Origin of the sequence: Pseudomonas sp. PD9R, assembly GCF_019200975.1 — a bacterium.
Classification (GTDB): Bacteria; Pseudomonadota; Gammaproteobacteria; order Pseudomonadales; family Pseudomonadaceae; genus Aquipseudomonas.
Genome location: NZ_JAHTMR010000010.1, coordinates 102554 through 120080, shown reverse-complemented (window position 1 = coordinate 120080; position 17527 = coordinate 102554). Strand labels below are relative to the sequence as shown.

General features: G+C 56.1%; 19 protein-coding genes. 10 read left to right on the top strand and 9 right to left on the bottom strand.

Annotated features, from left to right (window positions below; genetic code table 11):
- Window positions 1-21 precede the first annotated feature (21 nt).
- The gene (gene nth / locus KUF73_RS19685) at window positions 22-660 is read left to right on the top strand and encodes an endonuclease III (RefSeq protein ID WP_218439718.1); all 639 of its coding nucleotides are present in this window, start codon (window positions 22-24) and stop codon (window positions 658-660) included.
- Window positions 661-766: 106 nt separating this feature from the next.
- Window positions 767-946 carry a PA3496 family putative envelope integrity protein gene (locus tag KUF73_RS19680; protein ID WP_218439717.1) on the top strand — a complete coding sequence of 60 codons (180 nt, stop codon included), beginning with the start codon at window positions 767-769 and terminating at the stop codon, window positions 944-946.
- Between the two features lie 91 nt (window positions 947-1037).
- Here the strand turns inward: KUF73_RS19680 and KUF73_RS19675 are convergent, their stop codons facing one another.
- Window positions 1038-1664, bottom strand: a complete 627-nt coding sequence (locus KUF73_RS19675) for a response regulator transcription factor (RefSeq protein ID WP_218439716.1) — start codon at window positions 1662-1664, stop codon at window positions 1038-1040.
- A 562-nt stretch (window positions 1665-2226) separates the two neighbouring features.
- Between KUF73_RS19675 and KUF73_RS19670 the strand changes: the two genes are divergently transcribed.
- Window positions 2227-2934: a hypothetical protein gene (locus tag KUF73_RS19670; protein ID WP_218439715.1), complete on the top strand. Its 708-nt coding sequence runs from the start codon at window positions 2227-2229 to the stop codon at window positions 2932-2934.
- A 145-nt stretch (window positions 2935-3079) separates the two neighbouring features.
- Here KUF73_RS19670 and KUF73_RS19665 read toward each other — a convergent pair whose 3' ends face one another.
- Entirely contained in the window at window positions 3080-4297 is a 1218-nt protein-coding gene (locus KUF73_RS19665) for an argininosuccinate synthase (RefSeq protein WP_048720141.1), read from the bottom strand.
- Window positions 4298-4426: 129 nt separating this feature from the next.
- Window positions 4427-5332, bottom strand: a complete 906-nt coding sequence (locus KUF73_RS19660) for an OmpA family protein (RefSeq protein WP_218439714.1) — start codon at window positions 5330-5332, stop codon at window positions 4427-4429.
- Window positions 5333-5491: 159 nt separating this feature from the next.
- Between KUF73_RS19660 and pyrC the strand changes: the two genes are divergently transcribed.
- Both pyrC and rnt read left to right on the top strand, forming a co-directional pair.
- The gene (gene pyrC, locus KUF73_RS19655) at window positions 5492-6538 is read left to right on the top strand and encodes a dihydroorotase (protein ID WP_218439713.1); all 1047 of its coding nucleotides are present in this window, start codon (window positions 5492-5494) and stop codon (window positions 6536-6538) included.
- Window positions 6535-7212, top strand: a complete 678-nt coding sequence (gene rnt, locus KUF73_RS19650; protein WP_218439712.1) for a ribonuclease T — start codon at window positions 6535-6537, stop codon at window positions 7210-7212. Before pyrC ends, rnt begins: the two co-directional genes overlap by 4 nt.
- Before the next feature lie 194 nt (window positions 7213-7406).
- Here the strand turns inward: rnt and KUF73_RS19645 are convergent, their stop codons facing one another.
- Window positions 7407-8009 (bottom strand): peroxiredoxin, encoded by a 603-nt coding sequence (locus tag KUF73_RS19645; protein WP_218439711.1) that lies wholly within the window; start codon window positions 8007-8009, stop codon window positions 7407-7409.
- Between the two features lie 302 nt (window positions 8010-8311).
- Here KUF73_RS19645 and KUF73_RS19640 point away from each other — a divergent pair, with 302 nt between their 5' ends.
- Both KUF73_RS19640 and bfr read left to right on the top strand, forming a co-directional pair.
- Window positions 8312-8530: a bacterioferritin-associated ferredoxin gene (locus KUF73_RS19640; protein WP_008057530.1), complete on the top strand. Its 219-nt coding sequence runs from the start codon at window positions 8312-8314 to the stop codon at window positions 8528-8530.
- A 198-nt stretch (window positions 8531-8728) separates the two neighbouring features.
- On the top strand, window positions 8729-9205 hold the full coding sequence (bfr, locus tag KUF73_RS19635) for a bacterioferritin (RefSeq protein WP_218439710.1): 477 nt from the start codon (window positions 8729-8731) through the stop codon (window positions 9203-9205).
- A 199-nt stretch (window positions 9206-9404) separates the two neighbouring features.
- Here bfr and grxD read toward each other — a convergent pair whose 3' ends face one another.
- The 3 genes from grxD to KUF73_RS19620 form a co-directional block, all read right to left on the bottom strand.
- Complete coding sequence (gene grxD, locus KUF73_RS19630; protein WP_218439709.1) at window positions 9405-9746, bottom strand: Grx4 family monothiol glutaredoxin; 342 nt, start codon at window positions 9744-9746, stop codon at window positions 9405-9407.
- Between the two features lie 96 nt (window positions 9747-9842).
- Window positions 9843-11948, bottom strand: a complete 2106-nt coding sequence (locus tag KUF73_RS19625; RefSeq protein ID WP_218439708.1) for a molybdopterin oxidoreductase family protein — start codon at window positions 11946-11948, stop codon at window positions 9843-9845.
- A 134-nt stretch (window positions 11949-12082) separates the two neighbouring features.
- Window positions 12083-12373, bottom strand: a complete 291-nt coding sequence (locus KUF73_RS19620) for a hypothetical protein (protein WP_218439707.1) — start codon at window positions 12371-12373, stop codon at window positions 12083-12085.
- Window positions 12374-12780: 407 nt separating this feature from the next.
- On the opposite strand from KUF73_RS19620, the gene argF reads away from it, so the two are divergent.
- Together argF and KUF73_RS19610 are read left to right on the top strand one after the other, a co-directional pair.
- Window positions 12781-13701, top strand: coding sequence for an ornithine carbamoyltransferase (argF, locus tag KUF73_RS19615; RefSeq protein ID WP_218439706.1), 921 nt, complete (start codon window positions 12781-12783; stop codon window positions 13699-13701).
- On the top strand, window positions 13698-14807 hold the full coding sequence (locus KUF73_RS19610) for an ABC transporter ATP-binding protein (RefSeq protein WP_218439705.1): 1110 nt from the start codon (window positions 13698-13700) through the stop codon (window positions 14805-14807). Before argF ends, KUF73_RS19610 begins: the two co-directional genes overlap by 4 nt.
- Before the next feature lie 87 nt (window positions 14808-14894).
- Here the strand turns inward: KUF73_RS19610 and KUF73_RS19605 are convergent, their stop codons facing one another.
- Both KUF73_RS19605 and ybaK read right to left on the bottom strand, forming a co-directional pair.
- On the bottom strand, window positions 14895-15677 hold the full coding sequence (locus KUF73_RS19605) for a PhzF family phenazine biosynthesis protein (RefSeq protein WP_218439704.1): 783 nt from the start codon (window positions 15675-15677) through the stop codon (window positions 14895-14897).
- A gap of 163 nt (window positions 15678-15840) precedes the next feature.
- Window positions 15841-16311, bottom strand: a complete 471-nt coding sequence (gene ybaK, locus KUF73_RS19600) for a Cys-tRNA(Pro) deacylase (RefSeq protein WP_218439703.1) — start codon at window positions 16309-16311, stop codon at window positions 15841-15843.
- A 309-nt stretch (window positions 16312-16620) separates the two neighbouring features.
- Here ybaK and KUF73_RS19595 point away from each other — a divergent pair, with 309 nt between their 5' ends.
- Entirely contained in the window at window positions 16621-17472 is an 852-nt protein-coding gene (locus KUF73_RS19595) for an MIP/aquaporin family protein (protein WP_218439702.1), read from the top strand.
- The last annotated feature ends 55 nt before the right edge of the window (window positions 17473-17527 follow it).

Sequence of the window (17527 nt, the reverse complement as noted above, 5' to 3'; positions counted from 1 at the left end):
TTTCAAGGAAAAGCACTGCCCATGAATGCCGCAAAACGTCTGGAAATATTCCGCAGACTGCACGAAGACAATCCGGAACCGAAGACCGAACTGGCCTATTCCTCACCGTTTGAGTTGCTGATTGCGGTGATACTTTCGGCGCAATCGACCGATGTCGGCGTCAACAAGGCCACGGCAAAACTGTTCCCGATAGCCAACACTCCGGAGGCAATTCATGCCCTGGGTGTCGAAGGGTTATCGAACTACATCAAGACCATCGGGCTTTATAACAGCAAAGCAAAAAACGTGATTGAAACCTGTCGCTTGCTGGTGGAGCGCCATGCAGGCGAAGTACCGCAGACCCGTGAGGAACTGGAAGCCCTGCCCGGCGTGGGCCGCAAGACCGCCAACGTCGTGCTCAATACCGCATTCCGTCAGCTGACCATGGCCGTGGACACTCATATTTTCCGCGTCAGCAACCGGACCGGCATTGCGCCAGGCAAGAATGTGGTCGAGGTCGAGAAAAAACTGATGAAGTTCGTGCCGAAAGAATTTCTGCTCGATTCCCATCACTGGCTGATCCTTCACGGACGCTATGTCTGCCTGGCCCGCAAGCCGCGCTGCGGCAGTTGCCGCATCGAAGATTTGTGCGAATACAAACAAAAGACCTCGGACGATTGAGGCGCTATTAGGTTTATTGATTTATCGATTGAAAAAATCTTTTTTACCCGCCGGGAGAATGTCGATATAAGGAGCCCCAAAGGCAGTCTTAGCCTGGAGTAACTAAATGAGCACTGGCAAAGAGCAATTGGACGTAGAAGACGACTTTACCCCCGCAGAGGCGGACGACGCTGAACCGGTGGTTGAAGTAGCGAAAACCAACCTGAGCAAACGCCGTACCATCGACAATCTGCTGGAGGAGCGCCGATTGCAAAAGCAATTGGCCGATTACGATTTTGATTTATGACACCTGAAAAGCCTCCCGAAACGGAGGCTTTTTTCTTTGTGCGAACCGCGATAAATGCCCGTTCATCACGCCTCGTCATAGGTTGATGGAACTACACCAGCCCATTGCGTTGAGCCAATTCAATCAGGTCAACCAATGACCGCGCATTGAGTTTCAACAGCAAGCGAGTCTTATAAGTGCTGACGGTCTTGTTGCTGAGGAACATCCCGTCAGCAATTTCCTTGTTAGTCTTGCCCTTGGCCAACTGTTGCAAGACCATCATTTCCCGCCCAGACAGACGGTCAACCATATCAGCTTCACTGGCGTTCCCAAGACTTGCGCGTACGGTATGCAGTGCCTGATTGGGAAAATAACTGTAGCCGGACAAAACAGCTTTTATTGCACTGAGCAACTCAGTCAGATCCTGTTGTTTGCAGACATACCCGGCGGCCCCCGACTGCATGCAACGCATGGAAAAATGCCCCGGTGCCTGGGATGTCAGTATCAACACTTTCATCGTCATTCCTGTCGACGCCAGTCGAGCAATAACTTCCAGCCCATCCAGCTTCGGTATTCCGATATCCAGAATGACAATGTCTGGCATATATTCGCGGGCAAGTTGCAATGCATCCACGCCATTATCTGTTTCTGCAATGACTTCGTAGCCATGACGTTCCATCAGCATACGTACCGCAAGACGGATGACGGGATGATCATCCACGATCAGCACTTTATTCATGGGCAGTCCAATTTCGCTGTTCGAATTTTTAGAGCCCGCACAATAGCCTAGTCGTTTCACCCTTGGCATGCCGCCCCCCCCAGCCACCCACACCAAGAGACATTCCCTACGAATATCGCGGATTAGTCTTACAAAAAAACCGCTATCAGAATGCCTCGAAAACTAAACTCAGCTGAGTACCAATCGATTTTCTACAATTTTTTGTATCGATTCACGTCAAAAAATCGCTCACGAAAGTGTCGAAAACAGCAATCCGGCACACAACAATCATCGAACCAGGGCTGAAAAGTAACCGATATTTTCAGACTTTCTATTCACACCAGAAATATCATACATGAGGTATCCACATCCTCTTACAGCAGAAAACCCAACATGAACAATCATTACGTACATACGACAACAAAATTATTAACACAGCAAAACAACGCCCAACCAACATAAAGAGCCTTTTCGCCAAAATAGAGATACCCACACAACAAACATTACAGATAAACTGACAAAAACCAAATAAACAAACCCAATCATCTAACTGAGAAAAGACCAACTTACATGAGTATAAAATATGACAAATATCAAAAAAAGAATCACCAACCCCATGACCGTTATCGCGATATTCGCAACACTGTCTGAAACATCGGCGGCTGTCTCCCTGCCCTTTCTGGACAACAAAGAAAGAGAGATTTACATCTGGTTCCTGATCAGCTTTCCTTTTTACTTACTGCTTCTTTTCTTCGCCACACTCAACTTCAATTATCGATCGCTGTATGCACCTTCGGATTTTGAAAAGGGAAAACACTTCTTAAAAATTCTGGACAGTACTGAACACCCGGATAACAACGACCCGACGATTTCACGTAAAAACAGTAAACGGCAGACGTCTTTGGCCAATCGGCGATCCAGTTCGCCTCCTGGCCCTGCCCAGGCCCCACCTGCGGAAATCGGCTTACACAGTCTCTTTTCGACGCCGCATCACATCCGCGTGCCCGAGCTGCTGAAAGAGCTGTACATCATTGATACACGCTGGGTTAACAAAAAAATCGAGTTCGGCGCTTTACTGGAAAAAATCCAAAAGCCACAGGAAACGGCGCGCGTGGTTTTGTTTCTGACTAATGCAAAATCGGAGATGGTACTGAAAGAAAGCGCATTCAAGCACTCAAAGCAGGCGCGAAAACGCGACAGCATCAGATTTTGTGCTGCTTACAATTTGAATTCACATGAGGTCACAGTCATTGACCAGAGCAGCCAACCGCAACATGGCGATCAGCAGTAACGCAGGGTTTGGAGGAAAGAGAAGCAGAGGGAAGGTAGAAGCAAGTGACAACGAACACGTGGTATCGCAATGACAGGCAAACAGAATTTGAGGTTTGTGGCCTCATCGATGACGAGGCCACAAATCCATCAAACGCTCAAAGGTCTCAGAAAAGCTTCCGGCCTTTGTTCGCGGCAATGCGCATGCGCAAAGCGTTGAGCTTGATGAAGCCCGCAGCGTCAGCCTGATTGTAGGCGCCGCCATCTTCTTCGAAGGTCGCGATGTTGGCGTCGAACAACGACTCGTCGGACTTGCGACCGGTGACGATCACGTTGCCCTTGTACAGCTTCAGGCGCACAACGCCATTAACGTGTGCCTGGGACGCATCGATCATCTGTTGCAGCATCAGACGCTCAGGGCTCCACCAGTAACCGGTGTAGATCAGGCTGGCGTATTTTGGCATCAGCTCGTCTTTGAGGTGAGCCACTTCACGGTCCAGGGTGATCGATTCGATCGCACGGTGGGCGCGCAGCATGATGGTGCCGCCAGGGGTTTCGTAGCAGCCACGGGACTTCATGCCCACGTAACGGTTCTCGACGATGTCCAGACGGCCGATACCGTGTTCACCACCGATACGGTTCAGGGTCGCCAGCACGGTAGCCGGAGTCATTTCAACGCCGTCCAGTGCCACGATGTCGCCGTTGCGGTAGGTCAGTTCCAGGTACTGAGCCTTGTCAGGAGCGTTCTCCGGGGAGACGGTCCATTTCCACATGTCTTCTTCGTGCTCGGTCCAGGTGTCTTCCAGCACGCCGCCTTCATAGGAGATGTGCAGCAGGTTGGCATCCATCGAGTACGGGGATTTTTTCTTGCCGTGACGCTCGATCGGGATCGCATGCTTTTCAGCGTAATCCATCAGCTTTTCACGGGACAGCAGGTCCCACTCGCGCCAAGGGGCGATCACTTTCACACCTGGCTTCAACGCGTAGGCACCGAGTTCGAAACGAACCTGGTCGTTGCCCTTGCCGGTGGCGCCGTGGGAAATGGCATCAGCGCCGGTTTCGTTGGCGATTTCGATCAGGCGTTTGGCGATCAACGGACGAGCGATGGAAGTACCCAGCAGGTACTCGCCTTCGTAAACGGTGTTGGCGCGGAACATCGGGAAAACGAAATCGCGCACGAATTCTTCGCGCAAGTCGTCGATGTAGATCTCTTTCACGCCCATGGCCTGTGCCTTGGCGCGAGCAGGTTCAACCTCTTCGCCCTGACCCAGGTCAGCGGTAAAGGTCACCACTTCACAGTTATAAGTATCCTGCAGCCACTTGAGGATCACCGAAGTGTCCAGGCCGCCGGAATACGCCAGAACGACCTTGTTTACGTCCGCCATGCCATCACTCCACGGGGTTCTACGGAAAGCCGGGAAGTCTACCGCTCATGCAGGATAATTTACAGTGGCGCGACAGCTTATGACGACGAAGCGACAGATTATGTCGAGGGCGCGACGATGACCGACAAGTCAGGAAGTTGCCGACGTGGCCGGCTTCATAGCTTGCGGAGCCACTTGTTCGGCCGGCGCTCCACGCTCCAGACGTACCGCCACCCGACGGTTTTTCGAGCGATTGGCGTTGTTGGAATTGGGCGCTAACGGATAACGTTCACCGTGGAACCGCAGGGTAATTTGCGACTCCTGGATGCCGTTGGCCTTGAAGAACTCCATGACCGCCAAGGCCCGGCGACGCGATAACTCGCGGTTGGTCAAACGGTTGCCGCTGTTGTCGGAATGGCCATCCAGTTCGATGTGATTAACCGTCGGATCGGCCTTCATATACTCCAGCATCACTTGCAGCTTGGCTTTCGCCGCCGCATCCAGATCGATGCCGCCCCCGGGGAAGCCGACTTCAGATTGCTTCACCTGTTCGAAATTCTGCGGCAGTAGTTTGGCAACACACCCTTGATAATCCGCAAAGGCCTTGTTGAACTTGACCGGCAGCAAGCGCACTTCCGATACACGGCCATCACCTGACGAATGCCGGACCACAGGGCTGCGTCCATCCATCAGGCCGCTGATAAGGCGCCCGGCCTGGACCTGCGAACTATTGAATAACACATTGCCGCTGCCGACTCTTACCGTACCCAGATTGATATCACCACGCCCCGGCTGCCACGGCGCGGCAGCGGCCAGCAAGGTGGCCGAACCGCCGCCCATCATCGGGTTGTAGGCTTTCAGACGAAACGTCGCCTGCTCCCCAGCGCGGCGCACGAACTCGCCCGAACCGAAATCGGTGATCGGTTGGGTCAGGCGGCATTCGAACTTGTCACCTTCGACCGTCCACTCGATGCTCTCCAGACGCGTCTGGAAAGTGAGCGCCATCGCAGGAAGGCTGGCAAACACACTGAGCAAGGCTAAATAACGCTGGCGCACGGGAGGCTCCACTGGCTTCTACAACAAAAAGACCGACACACACATGTTTACGGCATACCTGTTGGATATCGGAAGCTTCCTGCAAAACTTGATAGCGAGTGCCTGCAAGAGTCTTTTCCGGTAGCATTCCCCTCAGTTTGACCCGCCTGGAATCCCCTCATGTCCGACCGCCTGACCCTGCTGCGTCCCGACGACTGGCATATTCATCTTCGCGATGGTGCCGTGTTGACCAATACCGTCGCGGATGTCGCGCGTACCTTTGGTCGCGCCATCATCATGCCCAACCTGGTTCCTCCGGTCCGCAATGCGGCTGAGGCCGATGGCTATCGCCAGCGGATCCTCGCAGCCCGCCCGGCCGGCAGCCAGTTCGAACCGCTGATGGTCCTGTACCTGACCGACCGCACCCAGCCTGAAGAAATTCGCGAGGCCAAGGCCAGCGGCTTCGTTCACGCCGCCAAGCTTTACCCTGCCGGCGCGACCACCAACTCGGACTCTGGCGTCACCAGCATCGACAAGATCTTCCCGGCAATCGAGGCCATGGCCGAAGTCGGAATGCCTTTGTTGATCCACGGTGAAGTCACCCGCGGCGATGTCGATGTGTTCGACCGCGAAAAAATCTTCATCGATGAGCACATGCGTCGTGTGGTCGAGCGTTTCCCAACGCTCAAAGTGGTGTTCGAACACATCACCACCGCTGACGCCGTGCAGTTCGTCAACTCGGCTCCGGCCAACGTTGGCGCGACCATCACCGCGCATCACCTGCTCTACAACCGCAACCACATGCTGGTGGGCGGGATTCGGCCGCACTTCTACTGCCTGCCGATCCTCAAGCGCAATACGCACCAGGAAGCCCTGCTCGACGCCGCTACCAGTGGGAGCGAGAAGTTCTTCCTGGGCACCGACTCGGCGCCCCACGCCCAGCACGCCAAAGAGGCCGCTTGCGGCTGTGCCGGCTGCTACACCGCTTACGCCGCGATCGAGATGTATGCCGAAGCCTTCGAACAGCGTAATGCACTGGACAAGCTCGAAGCCTTCGCCAGCCTCAACGGCCCGCGCTTCTATGGCCTGCCCGCGAACACCGATCGCATCACCCTGGTTCGCGAAGAATGGACCGCCCCGACCAGCCTGCCGTTTGGCGAGCTGACCGTTATCCCGCTGCGCGCCGGTGAAAAACTGCGCTGGCGCCTGCTGGAGGAACACGCGTGAGTGAAGACCATTTCGACGACGAACAGGAAGGCAATGGCGGCGGGGGCGGTTCCCGTCACCCAATGGCCGCCAGGTTCCGTGGTTACCTGCCGGTTGTCGTCGACGTAGAAACCGGTGGCTTCAACTCGGCTACCGACGCCCTGCTGGAAATCGCCGCGACCACCATCGCCATGGATGAGAAGGGTTTTGTATACCCGGATCACACCTACTTCTTCCGCGTCGAGCCTTTCGAAGGCGCGAACATCGAAGCGGCAGCGCTGGAGTTCACCGGCATCAAGCTCGATCACCCATTGCGCATGGCCGTGAGTGAAGAGGCAGCCCTGAACGATATCTTCCGCGGCATTCGCAAGGCGCTCAAAGCCAACGGCTGCAAACGGGCGATTCTGGTCGGGCACAACAGCAGCTTCGACCTGGGTTTCCTCAACGCTGCGGTCGCGCGTCTGGACATGAAGCGCAACCCGTTCCACCCGTTCTCCAGTTTCGATACCGCGACCCTTGCCGGTCTGGCTTACGGTCAAACCGTGCTCGCCAAGGCCTGTCAGGCCGCCGATATCGACTTCGACGGTCGCGAGGCGCATTCGGCTCGCTATGACACCGAGAAGACCGCCGAACTGTTCTGCGGCATCGTCAATCGCTGGAAACAAATGGGCGGCTGGGAAGACTTCAGCGACTGATTGAGTCGCGGATTCTTTGTAGGAGCGAGCTTGCTCGCGATGAACTCAAGAGCGCCGCGGGGAGTCAGGATTGCAGCATTATCATTGACGACCTTCGCGAGCAGGCTCGCTCCTACAGTAATCCGGGTTTATCCCACCCATAAAAAAACCGGCCTTATCAGCCGGTTTTTTTATGCCTCGAACGAGCCTGTGCCTTACAGCGCAGCAGCGTGCTCGGTCAGGTAAGCCGCAACGCCTTCTGGCGAAGCGTTCATGCCTTTGTCGCCTTTTTTCCAGTTGGCAGGGCAGACTTCGCCGTGCTCTTCGTGGAATTGCAGAGCGTCGACCAGACGGATCAGCTCTTCCATGTTACGACCCAGCGGCAGGTCGTTGATGATTTGCGAACGAACAACACCTTTGTCATCGATCAGGAACGCGCCACGGAAAGCCACGCCATCAGCGGACTGAACGTCGTAGGCCTTCATGATTTCCTGCTTGATGTCAGCAGCCATGGTGTAACGAACCTGGCCGATGCCACCGTTGTTCACCGGGGTGTTGCGCCATGCGTTGTGGGTGAAGTGCGAATCGATCGACACAGCGATCACTTCAACGTTGCGTGCCTTGAAGTCAGACATGCGGTTGTCCAGAGCGATCAGCTCCGACGGGCAAACGAAGGTGAAGTCCAGTGGGTAGAAGAACACCAGGCCATATTTGCCTTTGATGGCAGACGACAGGGTGAAGCTGTCTACGATTTCGCCATTGCCGAGTACGGCCGGAACGGTGAAGTCAGGGGCTTGTTTGCCTACGAGTACGCTCATTGGATATCTCCTGGTGTATAAACGTGAAAAACCGGATTCGCATCAGCCTGCCACCTTCAGGCGACAGCCCTGTGACACGAGCCCGCTTGCAAAGACCGGCCATCATACACTGCGTTTTTCGCCTGTCCTTAACGGTTTTTCCCTTGGACGTAAAAAACGCCGGGGCCGATTTGGTTCCTGCGCGCCTCGAAGAAACCGTTCGTCAGCCCCAGGAAAAAGCAGCCTCAAAGCACTTTGACAATCATTCTCGTTAACATTAAGATCCATCGCATCAAGACATAAACAAGCGACGGTTTTCACTTATGTATGTTTGCCTCTGCACTGGCGTCACCGACGGCCAAATCCGCGATGCGATCTATGAAGGATGCTGCAGCTACAAGGAAGTGCGCCAGGCCACCGGCGTTGCCAGTCAATGTGGTAAATGTGCGTGCCTTGCCAAGGAAGTGGTCCGCGAGACCCTGACAAAACTGCAAACGGCGCAGGCTGCGATTCCTTTTCCTGTTGAATTTACAGCCGCATAAATACCGTATTTCAAAGAACCGGACTCAAGTCCGGTTTTTTTATGCCTGAAAATCAACTGCTTAGACTCTAGACGCGGAACACAAACATTCTTATTCCGATTAATTTTCATATAAGTTTCAATAACTTAGGTTTGACACTATTAAATACGCGGCTCAAACTCTGCCTTATAGACAGCTAATACAGGGCAGGACCCCATCATGAAAGGCGACGTTACAGTCATCCAGCATCTCAACAAGATCCTTGCCAATGAGCTGGTCGCGATCAATCAGTATTTTCTGCATGCGCGTATGTATGAAGATTGGGGTCTGAACAAGCTCGGCAAACACGAGTACCACGAATCCATCGACGAGATGAAGCACGCGGACAAGCTGATCAAGCGCATCCTGTTCCTCGAAGGCCTGCCGAACGTTCAGGATCTGGGCAAGCTGCACATCGGCGAGCACACCAAGGAAATGATCGAGTGTGACCTGCGTATTGAGCGTACCGGGCATGCCGATCTGAAAGTGGCCATCGCTCATTGCGAAAAAGTTGGCGACTTCGGTAGCCGTGAACTGCTTGAAGATATTCTCGAGTCCGAAGAAGAACATATCGACTGGTTGGAAACCCAACTTGGCCTGATCGACAAGATCGGTCTTGAGAACTACCTGCAATCGCAGATGGGCGAAGACGAGTAAGACTTGCTTACGAGCTGTGTAGGAGCTGTCGAGTGAAACGAGGCTGCGATCCTGGCGATAGCAGTAATGACGTAGCGACATCTTCTCAAACCCAATAAAAAGCCCCGCCCTCTTTCGAGTGGCGGGGCTTTTTAGTTGCTGAAGATCAAAAGATCGCAGCCTCGTTTCACTCGTCAGCTCCTACAGGGGAGCCAGCGAATCAGGCTTCGCTCTTGTTGGCAGCAGCGGCTTCAACAGCAGCCTTGATGGTGGTTTGCAGCGAACCGTCTGCAGCCATCTCGGTCATGATGTCGCTACCGCCAACCAGCTCGCCACCCACCCACAGTTGCGGGAAGGTTGGCCAGTTGGCGTATTTTGGCAGGTTGGCGCGGATTTCCGGGTTCTGCAGGATGTCCACGTACGCAAACTTCTCACCACAAGCCATCACAGCCTGTGAGGCTTTCGCGGAGAAGCCACACTGCGGGGCATTCGGCGAGCCTTTCATGTAAAGCAGAATGGTGTTGTTAGCAATCTGCTCTTTAATCGTTTCGATGATATCCATGGAGCACCTCGGCTGAACTTTCCGACTCATGGGTCGGCACGGTGGCGCATTGTAACGGAAAGCCGAGCGCCATGCTCGGTCTCTCCGTCAGAACGATCAGGCCGCCGCCACAGTCACTGGAACCCCGTTCAGCGCCGCATTCCCCGACAACTCATCGAGCTGACACTCGTCTGTCAGGTCATTAGCGCTGGAGCCCGGCTGGTTACTCGCAATCGTCATTTGCACGCCCGGTCGCGCATGGCCCCAGCCGTGCGGAAGACTGACCACTCCTTTCATCATATCCAGACTGCCCAGCACTTCAACTTCGATGACCCCGACCCGCGAACTGACGCGCACCTTTTGCCCATCACTCAGCCCGCGACTCGACAGATCATCCGGGTGCATCAACAACTGGTGGCGCGGCTTGCCCTTCACCAACCGGTGATAGTTGTGCATCCACGAATTGTTGCTGCGTACATGTCGGCGCCCGATCATCAGCAACTCATCGGCGGCCGGTGCCTGCAACGCAGCAAAACGCGCCAGGTCGGCAAGGATCGCGGCCGGGGCAGCCTGAATTCGTTGATTGGGCGTTTTCAGGCGTGGCGCCAGGTTGGACTTCAGCGCGCCCAGATCGGCGCCATGGGGATGGTCGAACAGCGTTGCCAGCGACAACTTGTGTTCGGAAGCGTCGCCATACGCCCCCATGCGCAAGCCGCGGTCGATCATCTGTGCCGGGGCGATGGTCGGTTTCAACTCTTTGCCGGTTTTCGTCGCGAACGCCCTGGCCAGCCCGACAAAAATCTCCCAGTCATGCAGCGCGCCTTCGGGCTTGGCCAGGATCGCGCGATTGAAACGACTGACGTTGCGCACTGCAAACATGTTGAACGTGGTGTCGTAATGATCGTTTTCCAGCGCCGAGGTGGACGGCAGGATCAGGTCGGCATAGCGCGTGGTTTCGTTGATGTACAAGTCGACGCTGACCATGAACTCCAGGCCATCCAGCGCCTGCTCCAATTGACGACCGTTAGGGGTCGACAACACCGGGTTGCCCGCCACGGTGATCAGCGCACGGACCTGCCCTTCCCCTTCGGTCAACATCTCTTCGGCCAGCGCCGACACGGGCAGTTCGCCCGCGTACTCGGGGCGACCGGACACGCGGCTCTGCCACAAATTGAAATGCCCGCCCGACGTGGAGGCAACCAGGTCCACGGCCGGCTCGGTGCACAACGCACCGCCCACGCGGTCGAGATTGCCGGTAACGAGGTTGATCAACTGTACAACCCAGTGGCACAACGTGCCGAACGCCTGGGTCGATACGCCCATGCGTCCGTAACAAACCGCGCTCGGAGCAGCGGCAAAGTCCCGCGCCAATTGGCGGATCTGCTCGGCCGGCACCGCACACAACGGGCTCATGGCCTCGGCAGTGAAATCTGCAACGGCCTCGCGCACTTCTTCGAGGCCATCCACCGGCAAATGACTGTCGCGGGTCAGACCTTCATCGAACAGCGTGTTGAGCAAGCCAAACAGCAATGCCGCATCGCCACCGGGGCGCACAAACAGATGCTGATCCGCAATGGCAGCCGTTTCGCTGCGGCGCGGATCGACCACGACGACTTTACCGCCGCGCGCCTGAATCGCCTTCAAGCGTTTTTCCACATCCGGCACGGTCATGATGCTGCCGTTGGAAGCAAGTGGGTTGCCGCCAAGTATCAGCATGAAGTCGGTGTGATCGATGTCCGGAATCGGCAATAGCAAACCGTGGCCGTACATCAAGTGGCTGGTCAAGTGATGAGGCAATTGGTCGACCGACGTCGCGGAGAAGCGGTTGCGGGTTTTCAGCAAGCCGAGAAAATAATTGCTGTGGGTCATCAGCCCATAGTTGTGCACGCTGGGGTTGCCTTGATAGACCGCGACCGCGTTCTGCCCGTGACGCTCCTGAATCGCCGCCAAACGTTCAGCCACCAGATTAAAGGCGTGCTCCCACTCGATGGGCTGCCATTCGCTGCCCACGCGCAACATCGGCTGACGCAGGCGATCCGGATCGTTCTGAATATCCTGCAGGGCGACAGCCTTTGGGCAGATGTGGCCGCGACTGAAGGTATCCAGCGAATCCCCCTTGATCGAGGTGATCTGCACGCTGCCTTCGTGCTCGGTGGTTTCGATGGTCAGGCCGCAGATGGCTTCACACAGATGGCAGGCGCGGTGATGGAGAGTCTTGGTCATGGCCAGTCTCTATTTTGTTCTGGGCGGGCAATTTCGGCCGCGGGAACAGAACTATGGCGCGTGCCCCACGGCTGCGCCAGCGACGTTCGTCTTGTGAATTGGCGGCCATCAGGCCAGCCGATGAACGCTGCGCCTCAGTTTGAAGGCAACCTGGGCGGCGCCTGCAACTGGATCTCCTGGAGGGTCTCGATCTGCTCATGGGCGATATGCACGCCGGTCAACTCGCCGATCAGCCGCCAGTGTTCGTCAAGCCCGGCGCTGATGGTGGCCATGCGATCGATCATGCGTCGGCCGGCGTCCCGGGTCACCTGGTCGTCACTTCGCAAAAGCTCGAAGGACATGGTGGTCATGGACGCGGTCAGGTGAGTCAGGGAGCGGGCCGTAAGCCCAAGCAATTCCATTAGCAGCTGTTCTTTCGATTCCATCGCGGAGGCTTCCTGCGTCGCTCGTGATTTATTTATAACCCAGCACTTTGCATTAGCAAATATTTCAGATCGCAAACGCTGCCTGCGAAGCATGCGAACAACAGGTCAGAAACCGACTGTCAGTGCCTCGCCACCGCCGCACTTGATTGCCAAGCTGCGCAGGGCCGGTGTACAAATGCTCGGCTGCTGTCAGGAAACAGGCTTCAAAAGCGCTACTGCGGTTATCCCGTAGCCCCTCTGAAATCCCCTAAAAACCGTAGCCCTATTGGTAAGACGCGACATTTAATTATAAGATCGCGCCTTCCCCTATTTCGTCGCCCCGTGCGGCTTACGCCGCAGGTCTCGCCCGTTGTTCCGTTAAACAAGGCTTTGAGCATCTGCGGTTTGTAGCAAAAAGGTAGTCAATGATGAGCGCAAGGCACTTTCTCTCCCTGATGGATTGCACGCCCGAAGAGCTGGTCAGCGTGATCCGTCGAGGCGTTGAGCTCAAGGACCTGCGTAACCGCGGCGTACTGTTCGAGCCCCTGAAAAACCGCGTGCTCGGGATGATTTTCGAGAAGTCCTCGACCCGCACCCGCATTTCGTTCGAAGCCGGCATGATCCAGCTTGGCGGCCAGGCGATCTTCCTGTCGCCACGCGATACCCAGTTGGGCCGTGGCGAGCCGATCAGCGACGCCGCCATCGTCATGTCGAGCATGCTCGATGCGGTGATGATCCGTACGTTTTCCCACAGTACCCTCACCGAATTCGCCGCCAATTCGCGCGTCCCGCTGATCAACGGCCTGTCCGATGACCTGCACCCATGCCAATTGCTGGCCGACATGCAAACCTTCCTCGAACACCGCGGCGCCATTCAGGGCAAGACCGTGGCGTGGATCGGCGATGGCAATAACATGTGCAACAGCTATATAGAAGCGGCGATCCAGTTCGACTTCCAGCTGCGCATCGCCTGCCCGGAAGGCTACGAGCCAAATCCGCAGTTCCTGGCCGAGGCCGGTGACCGGGTCACTATCGTTCGCGATCCGAAGGATGCCGTACGCGGCGCCCATCTGGTGAGCACCGACGTCTGGACCTCGATGGGCCAGGAAGAGGAAACCGCCAAGCGCCTGCAACTGTTCGCGCCGTACCAGGTCAACCGTGCCCTGCTCGACCTGGCCGCGCCAGACGTGCTGTTCATGCATTGCCTGCCAGCCCACCGTGGCGAAGAGATCAGTGTCGACCTGCTCGACGACCCGCGTTCGGTCGCATGGGATCAAGCGGAAAACCGTCTTCACGCGCAAAAGGCCCTGCTCGAATTTCTCGTTCCGCCTTCGTATCACCACGCATGAGCCAGCCATTACTGCTTAACCTGCGTAACCTCGCCTGCGGCTATCAAGACCAGCGTGTGGTGCAGAACCTCAACCTGCATTTGAACGCCGGCGACATCGGTTGCCTGCTGGGCTCCTCAGGCTGTGGCAAGACCACCACTCTGCGTGCGATTGCCGGTTTCGAACCGGTGCACGAAGGTGACATCCAGCTGGCTGGAGAAACCATCTCCAGCGCCGGTTTTACCCTCGCCCCAGAAAAACGTCGCATCGGCATGGTGTTCCAGGACTACGCGCTGTTTCCGCATTTGAGCGTGGCCGACAACATTGCCTTCGGTATCCGCAAGCATCCAAAGAAGGAGCGTGTTACCGAAGAGTTGCTGGAACTGGTTAACCTGAAAAACCTCGGCAAGCGCTTCCCTCATGAGCTTTCCGGTGGCCAGCAGCAGCGTGTCGCCCTGGCCCGTGCCCTGGCGCCGGAACCGCAACTGCTGCTGCTCGACGAACCGTTTTCCAACCTTGATGGCGAATTGCGCCGCAAGCTCAGCCATGAGGTGCGCGACATTCTCAAGGCCCGTGGTACCAGCGCAATTCTGGTGACCCACGACCAGGAAGAAGCCTTCGCGGTCAGTGATCATGTCGGCGTGTTCAAGGAAGGCCGGCTGGAACAGTGGGACACGCCCTACAACCTGTATCACGAACCGCTGACCCCTTATGTGGCCAGCTTCATCGGCCAGGGATACTTCATTCGTGGCCAGTTGAGCAGCCCGGAATCAGTGCAAACCGAACTCGGTGAATTGCGCGGCAACCGAGCCTACAACTGGCCGGTCGGCGGCGCGGTGGACGTGTTGCTGCGTCCGGACGATATCGTCTATGCGCCGGACAGCGCATTGAAGGCACGGATAGTCGGCAAGTCCTTCCAGGGCGCTTCGACGCTCTATCGCCTGCAATTGCCTACGGGTGCCCAGCTGGAGTCGATCTTCCCGAGCCATGTCGATCATCTGGTCGGCGCAGAGGTTGGCATTCGTGTCGCGGCGGAACACTTGGTGTTGTTCCAGGCGAACGGCAGCACGGCGGCGCAGATTCCTGTTGTTGAGTCGGGTGTTCGGCGCTACAGCACCGCCATCTGATAAACATCAAAAGATCGCAGCCTTCGGCAACTCCTACATGGAATGCATACTCCTGTAGGAGCTGCCGAAGGCTGCGATCTTTTCGTTTCAACCCAATATCAATTTGCCGCTGGCCACCAACGTCGCATTCCCGCCAATCTTCACCCGATCCCCTTCCAGGCGACAGAACAATTCCCCGCCCCGTGTTGAACACTGGTAAGCCGTCAGGCTCGATTTACCCAAGCGTCTCGACCAGTACGGGATCAGGCTGCAATGGGTCGATCCCGTCACAGGGTCTTCATTGATGCCAATGGCCGGCGCGAAGTAGCGCGAGACGAAATCGTGTTTATTGCCCCGGGCAGTGACGATAGCGCCCAGCCATGGCAGTTTCGCCAGGGCGACCATGTCCGGCTTGCAATCGAGCACTGCCTGCTCGGACTCCAGCACCACGAACAATTCATTCGAGCCCAGTACGTCGACAGCTTCGACACCGAGCGCACGCTCGACATCCAGTGTCACGCCCACTTCCGAAGGGACGATTGCCGGAAAATCCAGCCACAGGCGCCCACCCTCACGACTCACACTCAGCGGGCCGGACTTGCAGGTGAAGTCCAGGCGCTCGGCCGTTTCCTTATAGATTTCAAACAGGACGTAAGCGCTGGCCAGGGTCGCGTGACCGCACAGCGGAACCTCGGTGGTCGGTGTGAACCAGCGAATGTGCCAGCCCTCGCCTTCGCGCACCACGAAAGCGGTTTCAGCGAGGTTGTGCTCGGCAGCGATCTTCTGCATCAACTCATCCGTAAGCCACGCATCCAGCCGATAGACCATCGCAGGGTTACCGGCAAATGGACGATCACTGAACGCATCGACCTGATAAAACTCAAGCTGCATAACATTCTCCCTTGGTCAGGCCTTCGCATGAATTCGTTGAAATTTTTATGTAAGAGCGAGCCCGCTTGCAATGGTCGTCAACGATAACGCGGGGAGTCTGTTTCCCAGCGGTGTTCTTAAATCCATCGCGAGCAGGCTCGCCCCTACAGTGGTTCAAGGTCCGTCAGGCGCGGCCGATATCGGCAAACTTCGCCTGGGTATGTTCGGCCAGCACGGCCGGTGCCAATTCGACTTCCAGACCTCGTCGACCCGCACTGACAAAAATGCTCGCGAAAGGCTGTGCGGAACCGTCGATAAAAGTGCGCAAGCGCTTCTTCTGCCCCAAAGGGCTGATCCCGCCCAACAAATAACCGGTCGAACGCTGCGCAGCTGCTGGGTCAGCCATTTCGACTTTCTTCACCCCGGCCGCGTGAGCCAGTGCTTTCAAATCCAGGCTTCCGCCGACCGGCACCACCGCCACCAGCAACTCACCTTTCTCACTGGCTGCCAGCAAGGTCTTGAACACCTGGGCCGGTTCGAGCCCGAGTTTTTCCGCGGCTTCCAGCCCATAGGACGCAGCCTTCGGGTCATGTTCATAACTGTGCACACGGTGTTCGGCCCGAACCTTTTTCAGCAAATCCAATGCGGGTGTCATGACAGCTCCAGACTTGGCGGCAGTAGAAAAATATTGCGCCGAATTCTAGGACATTGGTCCACAAAAGGCTCTATCGCACAAAGTCATAATCATTCATGCGACTAATAGTTTCTTTATGACCGACAGTTCACTTTCGATCTTTGACAGTAGTGTTTCTTGTATATATTTTTTCGAATATGAATAATGCACAACTGTCGTAGTGCAGCACCTGACAGTCGACCGAGAACAGGATGGGGATCCTGCCTCGGTGAAAAACGCGCTTTGATCCTGTGGATAAAAGCGCCAGACAAGAAAAAGAATGAGGTTTCAATGACAACCGCTTTACAACAACCGTCGCTCTCGAGCCAATGCATGGCCGAGTTCCTAGGCACTGCGCTGCTGATCTTTTTTGGTACGGGTTGTGTGGCCGCGCTCAAAGTCGCGGGTGCCAGCTTTGGTTTGTGGGAAATCAGCATCATCTGGGGCGTCGGCGTGAGCATGGCGATCTACCTGACTGCCGGGGTTTCCGGCGCTCATCTCAACCCTGCCGTCAGCATCGCGCTGAGCGTTTTCGCCGACTTCGAAAAGCGCAAACTGCCGTTCTATATTTTTGCCCAAGTGGCGGGTGCCTTTTGTGGCGCGTTGTTGGTCTACACCCTGTACAGCAACCTATTTTTCGATTTCGAACAAACTCACCATATGGTTCGCGGCACTGAAGCCAGCCTGGAGTTGGCTTCGGTATTTTCAACCTTCCCTAATCCGAGCCTGTCCACGTCACAGGCCTTTCTGGTCGAAGTGATCATCACCGCCATCCTGATGGGCGTGATCATGTCCCTGACCGACGATAACAATGGCCTGCCCAATGGCCCGCTGGCACCGATCCTGATCGGATTGCTGATCGCGGTAATCGGCAGTTCGATGGGGCCACTGACCGGTTTCGCGATGAACCCTGCCCGTGACTTCGGTCCAAAATTGATGACGTTCTTCGCCGGCTGGGGTGACATTTCCTTCACTGGCGGGCGTGATATTCCTTACTTCCTGGTTCCGGTTTTTGCACCGATTGTCGGTGCCTGTCTCGGTGCTGCGGCCTATCGCGGGGTAATTGCCCGCCATCTGCCGAGCGCCGTACCTGCTACAAAGAACACCACACCTGCCATTGACGGCAAACCAAGAATTTCTTGATACCGTTGGCGCGTGAGTCTGCCCATCCAATCGCGCGCCAGACCTCACTTCCTTA

What these genes read in the sequence shown, in the direction of transcription:
- nth (WP_218439718.1), top strand. Translation starts at nt 22, where the DNA reads ATGAATGCCGCAAAACGTCTGGAAATATTCCGCAGACTGCACGAAGAC.
- KUF73_RS19680 (WP_218439717.1), top strand. Translation starts at nt 767, where the DNA reads ATGAGCACTGGCAAAGAGCAATTGGACGTAGAAGACGACTTTACCCCC.
- KUF73_RS19675 (WP_218439716.1), bottom strand. Translation starts at nt 1,664, where the DNA reads ATGAATAAAGTGCTGATCGTGGATGATCATCCCGTCATCCGTCTTGCG.
- KUF73_RS19670 (WP_218439715.1), top strand. Translation starts at nt 2,227, where the DNA reads ATGACAAATATCAAAAAAAGAATCACCAACCCCATGACCGTTATCGCG.
- KUF73_RS19665 (WP_048720141.1), bottom strand. Translation starts at nt 4,297, where the DNA reads ATGGCGGACGTAAACAAGGTCGTTCTGGCGTATTCCGGCGGCCTGGAC.
- pyrC (WP_218439713.1), top strand. Translation starts at nt 5,492, where the DNA reads ATGTCCGACCGCCTGACCCTGCTGCGTCCCGACGACTGGCATATTCAT.
- KUF73_RS19645 (WP_218439711.1), bottom strand. Translation starts at nt 8,009, where the DNA reads ATGAGCGTACTCGTAGGCAAACAAGCCCCTGACTTCACCGTTCCGGCC.
- KUF73_RS19640 (WP_008057530.1), top strand. Translation starts at nt 8,312, where the DNA reads ATGTATGTTTGCCTCTGCACTGGCGTCACCGACGGCCAAATCCGCGAT.
- bfr (WP_218439710.1), top strand. Translation starts at nt 8,729, where the DNA reads ATGAAAGGCGACGTTACAGTCATCCAGCATCTCAACAAGATCCTTGCC.
- grxD (WP_218439709.1), bottom strand. Translation starts at nt 9,746, where the DNA reads ATGGATATCATCGAAACGATTAAAGAGCAGATTGCTAACAACACCATT.
- KUF73_RS19625 (WP_218439708.1), bottom strand. Translation starts at nt 11,948, where the DNA reads ATGACCAAGACTCTCCATCACCGCGCCTGCCATCTGTGTGAAGCCATC.
- KUF73_RS19620 (WP_218439707.1), bottom strand. Translation starts at nt 12,373, where the DNA reads ATGGAATCGAAAGAACAGCTGCTAATGGAATTGCTTGGGCTTACGGCC.
- argF (WP_218439706.1), top strand. Translation starts at nt 12,781, where the DNA reads ATGAGCGCAAGGCACTTTCTCTCCCTGATGGATTGCACGCCCGAAGAG.
- KUF73_RS19610 (WP_218439705.1), top strand. Translation starts at nt 13,698, where the DNA reads ATGAGCCAGCCATTACTGCTTAACCTGCGTAACCTCGCCTGCGGCTAT.
- KUF73_RS19605 (WP_218439704.1), bottom strand. Translation starts at nt 15,677, where the DNA reads ATGCAGCTTGAGTTTTATCAGGTCGATGCGTTCAGTGATCGTCCATTT.
- ybaK (WP_218439703.1), bottom strand. Translation starts at nt 16,311, where the DNA reads ATGACACCCGCATTGGATTTGCTGAAAAAGGTTCGGGCCGAACACCGT.
- KUF73_RS19595 (WP_218439702.1), top strand. Translation starts at nt 16,621, where the DNA reads ATGACAACCGCTTTACAACAACCGTCGCTCTCGAGCCAATGCATGGCC.